The sequence below is a fragment of the Streptomyces sp. NPDC035033 genome (assembly GCF_040636735.1).
Taxonomy (GTDB): Bacteria; Actinomycetota; Actinomycetes; order Streptomycetales; family Streptomycetaceae; genus Streptomyces.
This window is the reverse complement of the sequence record NZ_JBEZUZ010000094.1, coordinates 1-16,957: the sequence shown is the minus strand read 5'-3', so window position 1 is coordinate 16,957 and position 16,957 is coordinate 1. Positions and strand designations below refer to the sequence as shown.

Sequence of the window (16,957 nt, the reverse complement as noted above, 5' to 3'; positions counted from 1 at the left end):
GGTCACGGGGGAGCGAGCGAGTATTCGGGAGCCCTCCTGGAGGGACGCCGGCCCCGCCCCCGTACCGTGGGGGGCGTGTACCGGTTCCTGAGGACCCCCCGCTGGTGGGGGATCAATCTCTTCGTCCTGCTGGCCATCCCGTTCTGCGTCTTCATGGGGACCTGGCAGCTGGGCAAGTTCGAGGATCGCGTCGACTCCCACCAGGAGGCCGAGCGGCGGCCGGCCGCGACCGCGCCGGACGCGGCGCCGCTGGCGTCGCTGCTGCCGGTGGACAAGGAGACCTCCGGGCGGACCGCCGAGGCCCGCGGCCGGTACGGGAAGCAGTTCCTGGTGCCGGACCGCGAGCTGGACGGCCGGCCGGGCGCGTACGTGCTGACGCTGCTGCGGACGGAGGCGGGCAGGTCGCTGCCGGTCGTCCGCGGCTGGCTGCCGGCCGGCGCGGCGGTCCCGGCCCCGCCGTCCGGCGAGGTGACGGTGGTGGGCGCGCTCCAGGCCTCGGAGAACCAGGGCACGAAGGGCGTGCGGACCGCGGGCGGACTGCCCGAGGGGCAGCTCGGCATGATCAGCGCGGCCGCGCTGGTGAACCTGGTGGACGACGACGTGTACGACGCCTGGGTCACGCTCGCCGACCCGCCCGCCGGTCTCACGCCGGTGCCGGCGACCGCGGCGGCGGGCACGAGCCTGGACGCGAAGGCCTTCCAGAACCTCGGCTACACGGCGGAGTGGTTCGTCTTCGCGGGCTTCGTCGTCTTCATGTGGTTCCGGCTGGTGCGCCGGGAGGCGGAGGCGGCCCGCGACGAGGCGCTGGGGCTGGCGGAGGCCTGACGGCCGCGCGGACGGCACGGGAAGGGGCCGCGGGATCGGATCGATCCCGCGGCCCCTTCCCGTCGTCCGTCCGGCTCAGCCCTTGAGGAGGCCCGTGCGGTAGACCGTGCCGGCGCAGGCGTCGGTCAGGACCGTGGTGACGGTGGGGCCGCCGGGCTCCGCGGTGTGGCTGACGACGACGCCGCCCCGGGTCGGCTCGGCGCGCAGCAGCTGCGTGGCGACGCCGCTGTCGGTACCGGTGCCGGTGCCGGTCCCGGTGCCGCCGGCCTCGGCGCCGCCCGGGTCGGTGCCCTCGCCGCCGGGGCTGGCGGTGGGCGTCGGCTCGGACGGGGTGGGCGTCGGCTCGGTGGGCGTCGGCGTCGGCTCGGCGGGCGTCGGCGTCGGCGTCGGCTCGATCGGCGGCGGAGGGGAGATCGTGCCGGACGGGCAGGTCTCGCTCGGCACCCAGGCGAACTTCACCTGGTACGAGCCGCCCGGCTTGAGCAGCACCGAGGAGGACTCCTGCGAGGGGTCGGGCAGGCCGGTGGCCGGGTCGCCGCTGCTGTGCCGCACGACGGCGATCCGGCTCGGGTCGGCGGTGCCGGTGGCGGTGACGCCGACGAGGCCGTCGCCGTCGATCAGGCAGGTCTCGGAGGAGCCGTTGACGACGGTGAAGCCGCCGTAGACGACGCCGGTGGCGTCGGGGCCGCTGTGGTACCCGCCCGCCGACCGGAGCGTGCCGCCGTCGCAGCGGGCCGGCGCGCCGGAGCCGGCGACGGAGCCCCCCCGGGTCGGGGCGCCGGTGGGGTCGGGGCGGACCTCGCCCTTGTCGGTGGCGCCCTTGGTGGGGCCGGTGGTGGGCGAGACCTTGACGGCCGGCGCCTCGGTGGCGGCGGGGCCGTCGGCCTCGGCGCCGGTGCCGCCCTGGGCCTGCTCGCCGTGGCCGGCGTTGACCGGGTGGGCGGCGGTGACCCCCGGGGAGCCCGCGACGTGCACGAGGGCGGGGACGGCGGTGCCCACGAGGACCGCGGCGGCGGCGGCGCCGACGAGCGCCTGCCGCTTGCGGGCCCGGCGGGCCGGGACGGCGCGCCGCAGGAGGTCGAGGGCCTCCGTGGACGGTTCGAGCCCCGAGACGGCGCCGTGGAGCAGCCGCCGCAGCGCGAGCTCGTCCTCCCCGCCGTCCTCGCCGGTGCCGGGATCGAAGTCCATCATCAGTCGTCCGCTCAGGTCGTCACGTCCGACGCGTCGCCGCTCCGCGACGCGTCCGCTGCGTTCGTCGGGGTCGTGGCGCTCCTCGCCCCCGCCGCGCTCGTCCCGCTCCTCCGCGTCCTCCCGCTCCAGGCTCACGACTTCGCCTCCATGGCGACGCGCAGGGCGGCGATGCCCCGGGAACCGTACGCCTTCACCGAGCCGAGGGAGATCCCGAGGGTCTCGGCGACCTGGGCCTCCGTCATGTCGGCGAAGTAGCGCAGGACGAGGACCTCGCGCTGGCGGCGCTGGAGCCCCTTCATCGCCTTGATGAGGGCGTCGCGCTCCAGCTGGTCGTACGCCCCCTCCTCGGCGCTCGCCATGTCGGGCATCGGCTTGGAGAGCAGCTTGAGGCCGAGGATGCGGCGGCGCAGCGCGGACCGGGAGAGGTTGACCACGGTCTGGCGCAGGTAGGCGAGGGTCTTCTCGGGGTCGCGGACGCGCCGGCGGGCCGAGTGGACCCGGATGAAGGCCTCCTGGACGACGTCCTCGCAGGAGGCGGTGTCGTCGAGGAGGAGGGCGGCGAGACCGAGGAGCGACCGGTAGTGGGCGCGGTAGGTCTCGGTGAGGTGGTCGACGGTGGTGCCGGCGCCGGCGACGGCGCCCTCGGCACTGGCGCGCGGCGTGGGGATGCCGCTGACTCCGCTCGCGCGGGACTCGGTGGGCACGGCGGTGGTCACCGGCGGGCCGTCGAGGGTGCGCGGACGTCCGAGCGGGCGGACCGCGGCCCCGCGTCCGGGTGCGGTGCCGGTCGCCCGCAGGGGGAGCACGGCCGTGCGCGCCCCGCGGAGCGGGGAGAGCACAGGGATGTCGAGTACGTCTGCCACGCCTGTTGGACTCGTGTTCCCCCGGAATGGTTGTACGCGCGCACCGCCGTTCTGCGCGGTGATCCGTTCGTCCTCATGCGTACCCGTTCTCCCCCGATGCCCCGTTCCCTCGCGTGCCCCACGTCACGTTCGCGGGTGAACGTGGAGACGCGCCCCGCCCAACTCTCCGTTGCAGCACGGGGGAAGAGCATCGTCCGACACCGCATCACCGCAGTTCAAGGGGGTTCCGGGGCCGAATTGCTCACAGGATGTTCACAGACCCTACGAAGCCACCACAATCGGATACGACGACCGCGCCCGGCCGCTGGGGAGCGGCCGGGCGCGGCGGGTGGAGCGGGGTGGGGGCGGGGCGGCGGCCCCGGCCGGGTCAGCGCCCGGTGCCCCCGTAGACGACGGCCTCGTCCGAGTCGCTGTCCAGACCGAAGGCGGTGTGGACGGCGCGGACGGCCTCGTTGACGTCGTCGGCGCGGGTGACGACCGAGATGCGGATCTCGGAGGTCGAGATGAGCTCGATGTTGACGCCCGCGTCGGACAGGGCGCGGAAGAAGTCCGCGGTGACGCCCGGGTTGGTCTTCATGCCGGCGCCGACGAGGGAGATCTTGCCGATCTGGTCGTCGTAGCGGAGCGAGTCGAAGCCGATCGCGCCCTTCGCCCGCTCCAGGGCGTCGATGGCCTTGCGGCCCTCGGCCTTGGGGAGGGTGAAGGAGATGTCGGTGAGGCCGGTGGAGGCCGCCGACACGTTCTGCACGATCATGTCGATGTTGATCTCGGCGTCCGCGACGGCCCGGAAGATGGCCGCGGCCTCGCCCGGCTTGTCCGGCACGCCGACGACGGTGATCTTCGCCTCGGAGGTGTCGTGGGCGACACCGGAGATGATGGCCTGCTCCACCTTGTCCCCTGTCGGTTCGTTGCTGACCCACGTGCCCTGGAGTCCGGAGAAGGACGAGCGGACGTGGATCGGGATGTTGTAGCGGCGCGCGTACTCCACGCAGCGGTGCAGCAGCACCTTGGAGCCGGAGGCGGCGAGCTCCAGCATGTCCTCGAAGGAGATCCAGTCGATCTTCTTCGCCTTCTTCACCACGCGCGGGTCGGCGGTGAAGACGCCGTCGACGTCGGTGTAGATCTCGCAGACCTCGGCGTCGAGCGCGGCGGCGAGCGCCACGGCCGTGGTGTCGGAGCCGCCGCGACCGAGGGTGGTGATGTCCTTCTTGTCCTGGGACACGCCCTGGAAGCCGGCGACGATGGCGATGTTGCCCTCGTCGAGGGCGGTGCGGATGCGGCCCGGCGTGACATCGATGATGCGCGCTTTGTTGTGGACCGAGTCGGTGATGACACCCGCCTGGCTGCCGGTGAACGACTGGGCCTCGTGGCCCAGGTTTTTGATCGCCATCGCCAGCAGGGCCATGGAGATCCGCTCTCCGGCGGTCAGCAGCATGTCGAACTCGCGTCCGGCAGGCATGGGAGAAACCTGCTCGGCGAGATCGATCAGCTCGTCCGTCGTGTCGCCCATCGCGGAGACCACGACGACCACCTGGTGGCCGTTCTTCTTGGCTTCCACGATCCGCTTGGCGACGCGCTTGATGCCCTCGGCATCGGCAACGGAGGAGCCTCCGTACTTCTGCACGACAAGGCCCACGTGCGCTCCTCGCTCGGTCGGTGCCGCAGCCCGTGCTGCGGTCGGCTCAGTCTAACGAGGGACCGAAAAACGCCGACCCGATATCGCATCCTGAGACGCGCCGCTCAGAGAATGATCACTTCCCGGGCGGCGGGACGGCCCGGACCGGGTCCTGGAGGCCCTTGAGCCCCAGCGGCCCCGCGATCTCCCGGACCATCACCCGGCCCGCCTCCTCGGCGAGGTCGTCCTCGGTCAGGTCCTCATCGGTGTCGAGGCCGTCCAGGGCGGCCAGCGGCTGGTTCAGCCGGACGTGGGAGACCAGCGACTGGAGGGCGCGGAGGGTGGCCGAGGCGGTCGGGCCCCAGTTGGAGAAGTACGAGAACTGCCACCACCACAGGGCCTCGGAGGTGCGGCCCGCGCGGTAGTGGGCGAGGCCGTGCCGCAGGTCGGCGACGATGTCCGCGAGGCTGTCCGAGATGCGGGCCGGGACCGGCGCCTTGCGGGGCTCGTACGGGTCGAAGACCTCGGAGAAGACGTCCACCGGCTCCAGCATCGCCGCGAACCGCTCCCGCAGCTCGTCCACGTCCGGCTCCGGGCCCGTGTCCGGCTCGTACCGCTCGTCCGGGAGGATGTCCTCGTGCGCGCCCAGCCGGCCGCCCGCGAGCAGCAGCTGGGAGATCTCCAGGAGCAGGAAGGGCACCGCGCTGTCCGGCTCGTCGCCCTTGGCGACCTCGGTCACGGCGACGATGAAGCTCTCCACGGAGTCGGCGATCTGGACCGCGAAGTCGTCGGGGTTCTGCGTGAGGGAGTGCAGCGTGGGGTCAGACATCGAGGAGCCTTTCTGAGAGCTCACCGGCACCGGCCCGGTCCTCCCGCGCCCGGTCGTCATACATCTAGCAGCCTCCGCCCCTCGAAGGCACGGCCGAGCGTCACCTCGTCGGCGTACTCCAGGTCGCCGCCGACCGGCAGACCGCTGGCGAGCCGGGTGACCTTCAGCCCCATCGGCTTGATCATCCGGGCCAGGTACGTGGCGGTGGCCTCGCCCTCCAGGTTGGGGTCGGTCGCCAGGATCAGCTCGGTGACCTCCCCGTCCGCGAGGCGGGCGAGCAGCTCCCGGATCCGCAGGTCGTCCGGGCCGACGCCCTCGATCGGGCTGATCGCGCCGCCGAGGACGTGGTACCGCCCCCGGAACTCGCGGGTCCGCTCGATCGCGACGACGTCCTTCGGCTCCTCGACCACGCAGATCACGGACAGGTCCCGGCGCGGATCGCGGCAGATGTTGCACTGCTCCTGCTGCGCCACGTTCCCGCAGACCGCGCAGAACCGGACCTTCTCCTTGACCTCCAGGAGCGCGTGGGCGAGCCTGCGCACGTCCGTCGGCTCGGCCTGCAGGACGTGGAAGGCGATCCGCTGCGCGCTCTTGGGACCGACGCCGGGCAGCCTGCCCAGCTCGTCGATCAGGTCCTGGACCACGCCTTCGTACAACGGAACGCCCTTCCGGGGAGTGCTCTTGTCTTCTTACGGTAGTGGCTGGAAGTACCCGTTAGAAGCCCAGGCCCGGCATCCCGCCGAGGCCCTGCGTCAACGGGCCCAGCTTGGCCTGCTGGAGCTGCTGCGCGTTGTCGTTCGCGGCCTTGACGGCGGCGACGACCAGGTCCGCCAGGGTCTCGGTGTCCTCCGGGTCGACCGCCTTCGGGTCGATGACCAGGCCGCGCAGCTCGCCGGCGCCGGTCACCGTGGCCTTCACCAGGCCACCGCCCGCCTGGCCCTCGACCTCGGTCGCCGCGAGCTCCTGCTGAGCGCGGGCGATGTCCTGCTGCATCTTCTGCGCCTGCTGGAAGATCTGCTGCATGTTGGGCTGGCCGCCACCGGGGATCACGGTCACTCCTCGTGGTTGAAGGTCGGTCGGTCCCGTCTTGGTTCGGGTGTTCCGAGCCTACGTGGTCACGGACCGCCCTGCCGCGACGACTCTTTCGAGTGAGAAACTGCGGGCTCCTCTACCTGATCAACACCCTCTTGCGGGCGGAAATCCCGGGATTCCGGGCCCACCGCCCACCATTCGGCGGTAGGAAGGGCAGGCACCACGTGCACCGCACGTCACAGAAGGACACGAGCGACACGAACGCTGGGCTGAGCAGAGGAGTCCCCCGGTGAGCCACCAGCCGGAGATGCAGCCGCCGGGGCAGCCCGGGGAAGCCGTCCACAGAGATCTGACGGGGAAGCCCTTCCCCCTGGGCGACTGGGGCGAGCCCGCCGAGCGCCTCGACGAGCTCTACCGGTGGGTGGAGTCGAACGCCCTGCGGACCGCCGAGTGGTACCTCTCGGACCGGGTCTGGAAGCGCCGCGCCGCCCGGGTGCTGCGGGTCGGCACCGCGCTCGGCGTGATCGCCGGGGCCGCGCTGCCGCTGCTCGACCTGACCGGGGTCGCCGAGGGCACGGCCGGCTGGGGCTACCTCTCGCTGCTGCTCGGCGCGGCCTGCCTGGCCTGCGACCGGTACTTCGGGCTGACGTCCGGCTGGATAAGGGACGTGGCGACCGCCCAGGCCGTGCAGCGCCGCCTCCAGGCGCTCCAGTTCGACTGGGCCTCGGAGAGCGTGCGGGAGGTCCTCGGGCCGACGGAGGGGACCGCCAGCGAGGCCGCCGAGCGGTGCCTCGGGGTGCTGCGCCGCTTCTCGGAGGACGTCACGGAGCTCGTGCGGGCGGAGACCGCGGACTGGATGGTCGAGTTCCGCTCGGGTCCGGCGCCGCTGGCGCTCCAGTCGGTCGGGGTCGTCCCGGCCCGGCCGGAGACGGCGCACCCGTCCGGCCGCTTCCCGCTGCCGCCGGGCACCCGGCCGAACATGCCGCGCCAGCGGCCCCCGGAGACCCGCTGAGGGTCCCCGGGGCCCGGCCGGCCCCGGAAGGTCAGCTGAGGATGATCATCGAGCCCTGGGCGAGGCTGCGGGTCGCCGCCGCGTGCAGCCCCAGCCAGACGTGCCGCTCGCGGGCGAAGGGGCCGTCGTCGTGCGGGAGCGGGGCGGCGGGCTCCTCCAGGCCGGTGGGCCGGGCGGGCGGGGCCGGGGCGGCCGGCGGGTTCGCCGGGTCGATGCCGAGGGCCGGGGCGACGAACTCCAGCTCCCGCAGCAGCCCGTACGAGGAGCCGAGCGGGCCGCCGCCCTCCAGGAGCCGGTCGCTGGAGAGCGGGACGGGGAAGTCCACCGGCACGTAGGCGCCCGCGTGGTCGTAGTGCCAGACCAGGTGGGACTGCTGGGCGGTGGTCTCGAACATCTCCAGGAGCTGTTCGTAGTCCCCGCCGAGCTCGCCGACCGGCTCGACCGGCAGCCCGCAGATCGCCAGCAGGTAGGCGCGGCGCAGGAAGTGCAGGGCCTCGTAGTCGAAGCCGGCGACCGGGGCGACGTCGCCGGAGAGCCCCGGCATGTAGGCGTACACGGGCACGGTCGGCAGGCCCGAGGCGCTGAGCACGGCGTCGTAGTCGGCCAGGTCTTCGGCGAAGGGGTTGTCGGGGCTGTGGCACAGCACGTCGACGAGGGGGACCAGCCACAGGTCACAGGCCAAGGGAGGCTCGCTCTCCGTCAGTTCCGGGGAGGGCCAGGGTAGTCGGCGGGGCCGACGACGCCCACCCGTGGAGGAACTGCCCCGGGAAGCCGGGCCTCAACCCGTGGGACGGGTACGGGCCTCCAGGCGGTCGGCCCACGCCAGGGCGTGCGCGTCGTGGGTCCGGACGATGTCGGCGGCGGCTTCCGCGTCGCCGCGGGTGACGGCGTCGATCAGGTCGACGTGGCCGGCCCAGAGCAGGCCCTGGAGGGTGTGCTCGGCCCGCAGGTGGGGGACGGAGAAGGCCCAGGACTGGACGCGGAGGCGGTGCAGGAAGCCGGCGATGTGCCCGTTGCGGGCGACGAGCCGGCCCAGCTCGTGCCAGTAGCGGATGTCGTAGCCGATGAGGACGTCCAGGTCGCCGGCGCGGGCGGCGCGGACGGCGGCCTCGCCCCGGCGGCGTATCGACACCAGGACGACCCCGATGCCGGGGTCGGGCTCGGGGCGCGCGGCCCGGTCCCGGGCGGCGTGGCCCCGGAGGATGCCGTCGGCGACGAGCGCCCGGGCCTCGACCATCTCCCGGAAGTCGGCCACCGAGAAGCGGTGGACGCGGAAGCCGCGGTGCTGGTCGGAGTCGAGCAGGCCCTGCGCGCAGAGGTCGACGAGGGCCTCGCGGACGGGGGTGGCGGAGACGCCGTACTGCTCGGCGATCTGCTTGACGGTGAACTCCTGGCCGGGCCGGAGACGCCCCGCGAGGACTTCGTCACGGAGCGCGTCCGCGATCTGCCGGCTGAGGGTGCTGCGGGTGACGGCGCTGTTCGCGGACGTGCCGGGCATGCGGGCGGGGCCCCCTCCGTGAGGTTCCGGAAGACTGTAGTCCAGACCCGGTCCCCCGGGAGGGGCCCCCGCGCGGTCCTCGTCACACGGGGTGACGTCAGACGGTGTGCTGGTCGGCGACGGTGAGGGCCGCGTCGAGGGCGGCCAGGCCCTCCTCGATCTCGGCGTCGGTGACGTTGCAGGCGGGGACCGCGTGGGTGCGGTTCATGTTGACGAAGGGCCACAGGCCGCTCTTCTTCGCGGCGGCGGCGAAGGCGGCCATCGGGGCGTTGGCCTCGCCGGAGGCGTTGTACGGGACGAGCGGCTCGCGGGTCTCCTTGTTCCTGACCAGGTCGAGGGCCCAGAAGACGCCCATGCCGCGGACCTCGCCGACGGACGGGTGGCGCTCGGCGAGGGCGCGCAGGCCGGGGCCGAGGACGGTCTCGCCGACGCGGGCGGCGTTCTCGACGACCTTCTCGTCCTCCATCACCTGGATGGTGGCGACGGCGGCGGCGCAGGCCAGCGGGTGGCCGGAGTAGGTGAGGCCGCCGGGGTAGGGGCGGGTCTCGAAGGTGGCGGCGATCTCCTCGCTGATGGCGACGCCGCCGAGCGGCACGTAACCGCTGTTGACGCCCTTGGCGAAGGTCATCAGGTCGGGGACGACGTCGAAGTGCTCGGCGGCGAACCACTTCCCGGTGCGGCCGAAGCCGGCCATGACCTCGTCGAGGACGAAGACGATGCCGTACTTGTCGCAGATCTCGCGGACGCCGGCGAGGTAGCCGGGCGGCGGGACCATGATGCCGGCGGTGCCGGGGACGGTCTCCAGGATGATCGCGGCGATGGTGCCGGGACCCTCGAAGGCGATGGTGTCCTCCAGGTGCGCGAGGGCCCGCTCGCACTCCTGCCGCTCGGTCTCGGCGTAGAACGGCGAGCGGTAGAGGAAGGGCGCCCAGAAGCGCACGACGCCGGCCGAGCCGGTGTCGGAGGCCCAGCGGCGGGGGTCGCCGGTGAGGTTGATCGCGGTGGAGGTGGCGCCGTGGTACGAGCGGAAGGCGGAGAGCACCTTGTGGCGGCCGGTGTGCAGCCGGGCCATCCGGACGGCGTTCTCGACGGCCTCGGCGCCGCCGTTGGTGAAGAAGATCTTGTTCAGGTCGCCGGGGGTCCGCTCGGCGATGAGGCGTGCGGCCTCGGAGCGGACGTCGACGGCGAAGGCGGGCGCGAAGGTCGCGAGCTTCCCGGCCTGCTCCTGGATGGCGGCGACCACCTTGGGGTGCTGGTAGCCGATGTTGGTGTAGACGAGGCCGCTGGTGAAGTCGAGGTAGCGGTTGCCGTCGTAGTCCCAGAAGTACGAACCCTCCGCGCCGGCCACGGCGAGCGGGTCGATCAGGCCCTGGGCGGACCAGGAGTGGAAGACGTGCGCACGGTCCGCCGCCTTGACGGCGGCGCCGGCCTGGGGGTCGGGCTCGACATGAGGGGTCATGCACCGAAGGGTAAGGAACCGCAGGTGGGGCGGCCATCACCATCTTGTCCACCGAGAACGCGCCGGACGCGACACTGTGCTCTGCGGGACGGCGGCTGCGGATTCCGTCGCGGCTTGCGCGCGGCTTCCGTCGCGGCGGTGCGCGGTTCCCTCGCGGCGATGCGCGGTCCCGTGGCGGCGGTGCGCGGGATTCCGGTGGACAGCGCGCGGTCGGCCGCGACAGCCTGCCGTCATGACCTCCAGGACCGTTCACCTCGCCGTGTACGACACCCTCGCCGACTGGGAGACGGGGCACGCCACCGCGTGGCTCGCCCGGGACGGCTTCACCGTGCGGACCGTCGGCCCCGAGGCCGGGAAGCCCGTCACCACGATCGCCGGGATCCGGATCGTCCCCGACCTCGCCCTGGCCGACCTGCGCCCCGAGGACAGCGCGCTGCTGATCCTCCCGGGGGCCGAGAAGTACGACGAGGGCGACGAGCTCGCCCCCTTCACCGCCGCCGCCCGCGCCTTCCTCGGCGCCGGGGTGCCGGTCGCCGCCATCTGCGGCGCCACCGCCGGGCTCGCCCGGGAGGGCCTGCTCGACGACCGGGCGCACACCAGCGCCGCGCCCTTCTACCTCGCCGCCACGGGGTACGCGGGCGGGGAGCGGTACGTGGAGGCCGACGCGGTCACCGACGGGGACCTGATCACCGCCGGGCCGACCGAGCCGGTCGCCTTCGCCCGGGAGATCTTCGGCCGGCTCGGCGCGTACGAGGGGAAGCGGGACGCCTGGTACCGGCTCTTCCACCACTCCGATCCGGCCGCCTTCGCCGAACTGAACGGCTGAACCGGCGGGGGTGGCTTCCGGCCGCCCCGGCCGCCCGTACCGCCTAAGCTGCGCGCCATGTACACGTCGGGGGGCACTGCCGCCACCAGGGGCTTCGGGTGGGGGATGGTCGGGGCCGCGGTCGCGGCGGTGGGATGCGCGCTGGCGAAGGTGTCCGCGTATCCGCCGCTGGTGCCGGAGGTGGTGCTCGCGGGGGTGTCGGCGCTGTGCGCCGCGGGCTGGGTGGCGGCCTCGTACCGGCTGCGGGGGAAGGGGCACCTCGACGCGCCGCCGCGCAAGAGCCGGCCGGACAGCAAGGTGCTGCCGTACCTCTTCGCCTTCGGGGTCCCGGTGTCCACCGTGACCGCGTTCCTCCTGCTCTTCACGCCGAGCGGCGCGCGGGGGCAGTGGGAGGAGCGGATGGAGGCGGCGGGGTACGGGGAGCACCGGGTGCCGGTGGTGCGGCTGGCGGGGAAGCCGGAGTACGTGCCGAAGGGCGAGGACAACGACCCGTACTACCTGACCGACGTCGTGGTGCGGGTGCCGTTCCGGGACGGGGCCCGCGAGGTCACCGTGGAGGGGTACTCCACGGCGCCGGAGCCGCCCGTGCCGGGCACGGAGCTGGAGGTGTACTTCGCGCCGGGGGCGCCGGACGGGCCGGTGAGCGAGGACGACCGGGTCGGCCAGGACGGGGCGACCGTGACCTGGCTGGCCGTGTTCTTCGTGTGGCCGTGGGCGATCATCGCCGGCTGCATGCTGAAGTCGTACATCGAGGCGTCCGACGTGCGGCGGGCGCGGCGCTTCCGGCCGGTGGTGCACCTGCCGGCCCTCGGGATCCTGCTGGCGGGGGTGGTGCTGCTGCTGCCGGTGGCGCTGGAGTTCCCGGTGGCGGGGTTCGCCCGGCTGCCGGCCTTCGTCGGGGCGTTCGCGCCCGCGCTCGCCCTGACCTGGGTGGTCAGGACGAGCGGGTAGGGCGCCGGTGCCGCTAGCAGTACAGGTTCGGGCCCGTCGGGACGCCGAGGATCTGGGTGAACTGCTGGTACTTGGTGACGCGGCTCTGGACCTGGGCGGGGTTGCCGCCGTTGCACTCCAGGGCGCCGTTGATGGCCCAGATGGTCTGGCCGAAGCCGGCGCCGTTGACCATGGCGTTGTGGGCGGTCATGGTGCCGGGGCCGTTCTGGGTGTTCCAGTACCAGAGGCCGGTCATCATGGCGACGTCCGGCTCGCGCTCGACCCGCCAGGGGTTGTTCAGCAGGTCGAGGCCGAGGGCGTCGCCGGCGGCCTTGTAGTTGAAGTTCCAGGAGAGCTGGATCGGGCCGCGGCCGTAGTAGGCGGCCTGGCCGGCGGGGCAGCCGTAGGGCTGCTTCGCGTCGCAGTAGTGCGGGTAGTTGGCGGTGTTCTGCTCGACGATGTGGACGAGGCCGCCGGTCTCGTGGCTCACGTTGGCGAGGAAGGCCGCGGCCTCCTGCTTCTTCACGGTGTCGCTGCCGGTGCCGGCGAAGGCGGGGTACTTCTTGGTGGCGGCGACCAGGCCGGCGTACGTGTAGAAGGGGTTCCGGTTCGGGAACATCTGGTTGAACTGGGCCTCGGTGACCACGAATCCGGAGGGATCGGGGGTGCCGCCCCCGCCGTCCGTGCCGCAGGCGCCCTCGTCGCGCCAGACGTCGCTGCTGCCGGGGCGCTCGTTCTGCGTCCACCACTTCGCGTACCAGTTGCGGCCGTTGTACGAGGCGGTCATGCCGCCGGTGTAGACCTGGGACGAGCTCCAGGCGGTGACGCAGGCGGGGGCCGCGCCGGCGGTGGCGGGGAGCAGGACCGCGAGCCCGAACGCCGTGCACAGGGCGGCGAGGAGGGCGAGAAGACGTCGCATGCGCTGTCGTCCTTCCGGTGGGGGAAGGCCAGCGAAGCGGGAATGGTCTGTACCTGTCAAGGTCTAGACCAGAAGTGGCGGGTTGTGGCCACGCACGCCAACCGCCCCTCCGTGCGGTGCGCACGGAGGGGCGGCGGAAAGGGAAGTGAGGGGGCGTCAGGTGAGTGCGGGGGGGGTCTTCCGCCGAGGTGAGGGTCCGTCAGATCATCAGGACGATCCGGCCCGGCCGGTGCCCGGCCTCCACCCGCCGGTGCGCCTCCCCCGCCTCCTCCAGCGGCAGCACGTCCGCCACCCGGGTCGCGAGGCCGCCCGCGGCGACCAGTTCCAGCAGCTCCTTCAGCCGGGCCGCGTCCGGGCGGCCGACCACCGCGTCCACCCGGACGCCCCGCTCGGCCACCGGCGTCCGCTCGCCCGACGCGGAGACGAAGACCCCGCCGTCCTTGACCACCGGCAGCAGCGGATCGGCGATCAGGGCCGCGTCGAAGACGCCGTCCACCCGGTCCGGCGCGAGGGCCAGCACCCCGGCGGTCGCCTCCTCCGGCGTCCCGCGCCCCACCGTCCCGTCGGCCCCGAGGACCCGCAGCTCGTGCGCGTCGCCCGCGTCGCCGAGGGCGATCACCCGGTGGCCCGCCCGCGCCGCGAGCTGCACCGCGAACCGGCCCACCACCCCGCTCGCGCCCGTGACCAGCAGCGTCGAGCCCTCCGGCAGCGCCATCAGGTCCAGGGCCTGCGCCGCGGTCAGCGCGGAGAGCGGCAGCGAGGCCGCCGCCGTGAAGTCCACCTCGTCCGGGACCGGGGCCAGCCACTCCGGCTCCACCAGGACCGTCTCCGCGTACGTCCCCGCACCGGTCCCCTCCTCCACCCACGGCACGAAGCCCGCCACCCGGGTCCCCGCCGCGAGGCCGGGCACCGGGTCCAGCAGCGTCCCGGCGAAGTCGTAGCCGAGCACGAAGGGCGGGGCCAGCGGGCCGAGCGCGGCGGCGTACCGGCCGGAGCGGATCTTGAGGTCCGCCTGGTTGACCCCGGCGGCCCTGAGCCGCACCCGGACCCGCCCGGGGGCGTCCGCGGGATCCGGTTCGGGACGACGGGCCGATCTGAGGACCTCGGGTCCGCCGTAGGCGGTCACTTCGACGACACGCATGGGGTTCCTCCTCCGGAAGGGCCCCCTCGTGGCCATTACACCCACGCTCCCCCGACCGGGCAACCTCGGCCGGGCCACCCGGACGACCCCGCCCGGAACCCCGCCCGGGACCCTTTCCCGGGCCCGGCTGAACGAACGGAGAACTCCGGATGTCGGGCCGCTACCCCGCCCCCGCCTTCGCACACCCGTCCGTACCGTCCCGGCCATGGAGTGGATAACCGCCGAGAACGTGGTCGCCGTCGTGACCGCCCTGGTCGGCGTCCTCGTCTCGGTCGTCGCCATCTGGCTGGACCGCCTCCGGCCGCAGCGCAAGCGGCTCGGCTACCGCGTGCAGCTCAACACGCCCCTGCACAAGGAGGACGACGCCCGGGACGGCGAGGTGACCACCGTCCGCGCCGGCGAGGTGCTGGGCAACGCGGCCCCCGGCGCCACCCTCGTCCTGCTCCGCATCGAGAACGACGGCGGCCTCGCCATCACCCACGGCGACTACTCCACCCCCACCCCCGCCGACCCCGCCCTCCGCCTCGTCTTCGGCAAGGGCGCCACCGCGGTGGACGTCGGCGGCGTGGTCGCCACCGTCCCCCAGAACTGCCCGTCCATCCGCGACGACCTGAAGCGCGCGCCCGAGCTGAGCCTGGAGGGCAACACCGTCCGCGTCCCCCGGGTCGCCCTCGACAAGGGCCAGCACTTCAAGCTGCTCGTCCAGCTCGCCGGGCCCATCACCGACCGGCGGATCGAGCTGGAGGGGCAGATCGTCGGCGGCGACATCCAGCGCAACCACTCCACCACCCCCGACGACCGCGCCGGACGCTTCAGCCCCTTCGCCCGCGCCGTCACCGTCACCCTCACCACCTGCGTGATCGCCCTCGCCGCGCTCATCGTCCGGGAGCAGACCCCGCCCCCCATCGGCTGCGTCCGGGGCAGCCTCACCGTCACCGGCTCCACCGCCTTCGCGCCGGTCGTCCGGGAGGTGGCGAAGGCGTACGAGAAGGACTGCCCGGGCGTCACCGTCACCGTCGACGCCGACGGCTCGACCTCCGGCGTCCGCGACCTCGCCGAGACGGGCCGGGCCGGCGGGGCGGGCAAGGGCTCGCCGGCCGTCATCGCCCTCTCCGACGGACACGGACCGGCCGGCGAGCCGCGGCTCCGCGAGCACATGGTGGCCGTCTCCCTCTTCACCGTCGTCGTCCACGACGCCGTGCCCGTCCGCTCCCTCACCCTGGAGCAGATCCGCTCCCTCTACCGCGGCGACGTCACCCGCTGGAACCAGCTCACCGGCCCCGGCCTGCCGCCGGACCTCCCCGACCTGCCCGTCCTCCTGGTCAGCCGGGACGCCGACTCCGGCACGCGGGAGGTCTTCCAGCGCCGGGTCCTCGGCCGCAACGAGCCCGTCAACTCCTCCCGCGACTGCGTCGGCCTCGACGACCCCGAGGCGAGGACGATCCGCTGCGAACTCGACTCCACCGCCCAGGTCCTGTCCACCGTCGCCCGCCTCCCCGGCGCGATCGGCTACGCCGAACTCGGCGCCGGCTCCGCCGCGAAGGGCCTGCACGGCGTCGCCCTCGACGGCCGCGGCCCGGTCCTGGAGGAGCTGGGCGCCTCCCCGTACCCGTACCGGGAGATCGAGTACGCCTACACCTGGGGCGATCCGCCGAGCGACTCCCTCACCGCCGCCTTCCTCGCCTACCTCGCCCGCGGCAAGGGCCAGGACGTCGTCCGCGCCCGCGGCCACCTGCCGTGCTCCACCCCGAAGGGGCTGCGGATCTGCGGGGAGGGCTGACACCGGACCGTGACCGGAGGGGACCCCGGGCCCTCCGCCCGGTCTGGCATCCTCTTGCCACGTGGAGCCATTGAACGCGGAAGACCCGGTCAGCATCGGTCCGTTCCGTCTCGTCGGCCGGCTCGGGGCCGGCGGCATGGGCCGGGTGTTCCTGGCGCGCTCGGCCGGCGGACGGACCGTCGCCGTGAAGGTGGTGCACGCCGAACTGGCCGCCCAGGACGAGTTCCGGCGCCGCTTCGCCCGCGAGGTCGAGGCGCTGGAGCGGGTCGGCGGCACCGGCACCGCGCCCGTCCTCGGCTCCGACACCGGCGCCGCCGCCCCGTGGGTGGCCATCGGGTACGTCCCCGGGCCGTCGCTGCGGACCGTCGTCGGCGACGAGTACGGGCCGCTGCCGCCCGCCACCGTCCGCGCCCTGGGCGCCGGCCTCGGCCGCGCCCTCGCCCACATCCACCGGGCCGGGCTCGTCCACCGCGACCTCAAGCCCTCCAACGTGCTGCTGACCGTCGACGGCCCCCGGATCATCGACTTCGGCATCGCCCGCGCCGTCGACACCGTCACCGACGGCGGCCTCACCAGCACCGGCGCCGTCGTCGGCTCCCCCGGCTTCATGTCGCCCGAGCAGGTCCGCGGCCAGAAGCTGACCCCGGCCTCCGACATCTTCGGCCTGGGCTCGGTCCTCGCGTACGCGGCGACCGGCCGCTCCCCCTTCGGCACCTCCGACAGCGGCGTGCACGCCCTCATGTTCCGGATCGCCCACGACGAGCCGGACCTGACGGACGTGGCGCCCTCGCTGACCGGACTGATCCGGGCCTGCCTCGCCAAGGACCCGGCCGCCCGGCCGACGGCGGCCGAGATCGCCGAGACGCTGCCGGAGGCCGACCCGTGGCTGCCCGCGGACGTCCTGGCCCGGCTCGGCCGGCACGCGGCCCGGCTCCTGGAGGCGGAGGGCGCGGCCGACGGCCCGGGCCGCGGCGACGCCCCCAGAGCGGAAGAGCACAGCGATGATCTGCAGTAACTACAGGAGCAATCGCGGGTGT

Annotated in this window: 16 protein-coding genes and 1 pseudogene; 6 read left to right on the top strand and 11 right to left on the bottom strand. The window is 73.8% G+C overall.

Features of this window, described 5'->3' with window-relative positions; all coding sequences use genetic code 11:
- Window positions 1–75 precede the first annotated feature (75 nt).
- Window positions 76–825 carry an SURF1 family protein gene (locus AB0E83_RS29075; protein WP_362118217.1) on the top strand — a complete coding sequence of 250 codons (750 nt, stop codon included), beginning with the start codon at window positions 76–78 and terminating at the stop codon, window positions 823–825.
- Between the two features lie 75 nt (window positions 826–900).
- Here the strand turns inward: AB0E83_RS29075 and AB0E83_RS29070 are convergent, their stop codons facing one another.
- The 6 genes from AB0E83_RS29070 to AB0E83_RS29045 all read right to left on the bottom strand — a co-directional run bounded on the left by AB0E83_RS29070 (window position 901) and on the right by AB0E83_RS29045 (window position 6,373).
- Window positions 901–2,151 carry a hypothetical protein gene (locus AB0E83_RS29070; protein ID WP_362118214.1) on the bottom strand — a complete coding sequence of 417 codons (1,251 nt, stop codon included), beginning with the start codon at window positions 2,149–2,151 and terminating at the stop codon, window positions 901–903.
- Complete coding sequence (locus tag AB0E83_RS29065; RefSeq protein WP_362118211.1) at window positions 2,148–2,879, bottom strand: SigE family RNA polymerase sigma factor; 732 nt, start codon at window positions 2,877–2,879, stop codon at window positions 2,148–2,150. Before AB0E83_RS29065 ends, AB0E83_RS29070 begins: the two co-directional genes overlap by 4 nt.
- A 367-nt stretch (window positions 2,880–3,246) precedes the next feature.
- Window positions 3,247–4,515 carry an aspartate kinase gene (locus AB0E83_RS29060; protein ID WP_362118208.1) on the bottom strand — a complete coding sequence of 423 codons (1,269 nt, stop codon included), beginning with the start codon at window positions 4,513–4,515 and terminating at the stop codon, window positions 3,247–3,249.
- A 115-nt stretch (window positions 4,516–4,630) separates the two neighbouring features.
- On the bottom strand, window positions 4,631–5,323 hold the full coding sequence (locus AB0E83_RS29055; protein ID WP_362118205.1) for a DUF5063 domain-containing protein: 693 nt from the start codon (window positions 5,321–5,323) through the stop codon (window positions 4,631–4,633).
- Between the two features lie 56 nt (window positions 5,324–5,379).
- Entirely contained in the window at window positions 5,380–5,979 is a 600-nt protein-coding gene (gene recR, locus AB0E83_RS29050; protein WP_319009138.1) for a recombination mediator RecR, read from the bottom strand.
- A 58-nt stretch (window positions 5,980–6,037) separates the two neighbouring features.
- Complete coding sequence (locus tag AB0E83_RS29045) at window positions 6,038–6,373, bottom strand: YbaB/EbfC family nucleoid-associated protein (protein WP_362118202.1); 336 nt, start codon at window positions 6,371–6,373, stop codon at window positions 6,038–6,040.
- Between the two features lie 289 nt (window positions 6,374–6,662).
- Between AB0E83_RS29045 and AB0E83_RS29040 the strand changes: the two genes are divergently transcribed.
- The gene (locus AB0E83_RS29040; RefSeq protein ID WP_362118259.1) at window positions 6,663–7,367 is read left to right on the top strand and encodes an SLATT domain-containing protein; all 705 of its coding nucleotides are present in this window, start codon (window positions 6,663–6,665) and stop codon (window positions 7,365–7,367) included.
- A gap of 31 nt (window positions 7,368–7,398) precedes the next feature.
- On the opposite strand, the gene AB0E83_RS29035 is transcribed toward AB0E83_RS29040, so the two are convergent.
- From AB0E83_RS29035 to AB0E83_RS29025, 3 genes are all read right to left on the bottom strand, one after another.
- Window positions 7,399–8,049: a hypothetical protein gene (locus AB0E83_RS29035; RefSeq protein ID WP_362118199.1), complete on the bottom strand. Its 651-nt coding sequence runs from the start codon at window positions 8,047–8,049 to the stop codon at window positions 7,399–7,401.
- Between the two features lie 96 nt (window positions 8,050–8,145).
- The gene (locus AB0E83_RS29030; protein ID WP_362118196.1) at window positions 8,146–8,865 is read right to left on the bottom strand and encodes a GntR family transcriptional regulator; all 720 of its coding nucleotides are present in this window, start codon (window positions 8,863–8,865) and stop codon (window positions 8,146–8,148) included.
- 97 nt (window positions 8,866–8,962) lie between these two features.
- Window positions 8,963–10,324 carry an aspartate aminotransferase family protein gene (locus tag AB0E83_RS29025; RefSeq protein WP_362118194.1) on the bottom strand — a complete coding sequence of 454 codons (1,362 nt, stop codon included), beginning with the start codon at window positions 10,322–10,324 and terminating at the stop codon, window positions 8,963–8,965.
- Window positions 10,325–10,556: 232 nt separating this feature from the next.
- Here AB0E83_RS29025 and AB0E83_RS29020 point away from each other — a divergent pair, with 232 nt between their 5' ends.
- The gene (locus tag AB0E83_RS29020; protein WP_362118191.1) at window positions 10,557–11,150 is read left to right on the top strand and encodes a DJ-1/PfpI family protein; all 594 of its coding nucleotides are present in this window, start codon (window positions 10,557–10,559) and stop codon (window positions 11,148–11,150) included.
- A gap of 57 nt (window positions 11,151–11,207) precedes the next feature.
- On the top strand, window positions 11,208–12,101 hold the full coding sequence (locus AB0E83_RS29015; RefSeq protein WP_362118188.1) for a hypothetical protein: 894 nt from the start codon (window positions 11,208–11,210) through the stop codon (window positions 12,099–12,101).
- A 13-nt stretch (window positions 12,102–12,114) separates the two neighbouring features.
- Here the strand turns inward: AB0E83_RS29015 and AB0E83_RS29010 are convergent, their stop codons facing one another.
- Together AB0E83_RS29010 and AB0E83_RS29005 are read right to left on the bottom strand one after the other, a co-directional pair.
- On the bottom strand, window positions 12,115–12,999 hold the full coding sequence (locus tag AB0E83_RS29010) for a glycoside hydrolase family 19 protein (protein WP_362118185.1): 885 nt from the start codon (window positions 12,997–12,999) through the stop codon (window positions 12,115–12,117).
- 199 nt (window positions 13,000–13,198) lie between these two features.
- Window positions 13,199–14,140, bottom strand: a complete 942-nt coding sequence (locus AB0E83_RS29005) for an NADP-dependent oxidoreductase (protein WP_362118183.1) — start codon at window positions 14,138–14,140, stop codon at window positions 13,199–13,201.
- Between the two features lie 205 nt (window positions 14,141–14,345).
- On the opposite strand from AB0E83_RS29005, the gene AB0E83_RS29000 reads away from it, so the two are divergent.
- Complete coding sequence (locus tag AB0E83_RS29000) at window positions 14,346–15,920, top strand: substrate-binding domain-containing protein (RefSeq protein WP_362118180.1); 1,575 nt, start codon at window positions 14,346–14,348, stop codon at window positions 15,918–15,920.
- Between the two features lie 61 nt (window positions 15,921–15,981).
- Window positions 15,982–16,866: pseudogene (locus tag AB0E83_RS28995) on the top strand (serine/threonine-protein kinase); the annotation flags it as partial.
- Between the last annotated feature and the right edge of the window lie 91 nt (window positions 16,867–16,957).

Coding starts and splice junctions, on each gene's coding strand:
- AB0E83_RS29040 (WP_362118259.1), top strand. CDS start 6,663: ATGCAGCCGCCGGGGCAGCCCGGGGAAGCCGTCCACAGAGATCTGACG.
- AB0E83_RS29010 (WP_362118185.1), bottom strand. CDS start 12,999: ATGCGACGTCTTCTCGCCCTCCTCGCCGCCCTGTGCACGGCGTTCGGG.
- AB0E83_RS29005 (WP_362118183.1), bottom strand. CDS start 14,140: ATGCGTGTCGTCGAAGTGACCGCCTACGGCGGACCCGAGGTCCTCAGA.
- AB0E83_RS29020 (WP_362118191.1), top strand. CDS start 10,557: ATGACCTCCAGGACCGTTCACCTCGCCGTGTACGACACCCTCGCCGAC.
- AB0E83_RS29025 (WP_362118194.1), bottom strand. CDS start 10,324: ATGACCCCTCATGTCGAGCCCGACCCCCAGGCCGGCGCCGCCGTCAAG.
- AB0E83_RS29000 (WP_362118180.1), top strand. CDS start 14,346: ATGGAGTGGATAACCGCCGAGAACGTGGTCGCCGTCGTGACCGCCCTG.
- AB0E83_RS29055 (WP_362118205.1), bottom strand. CDS start 5,323: ATGTCTGACCCCACGCTGCACTCCCTCACGCAGAACCCCGACGACTTC.
- AB0E83_RS29015 (WP_362118188.1), top strand. CDS start 11,208: ATGTACACGTCGGGGGGCACTGCCGCCACCAGGGGCTTCGGGTGGGGG.
- AB0E83_RS29030 (WP_362118196.1), bottom strand. CDS start 8,865: ATGCCCGGCACGTCCGCGAACAGCGCCGTCACCCGCAGCACCCTCAGC.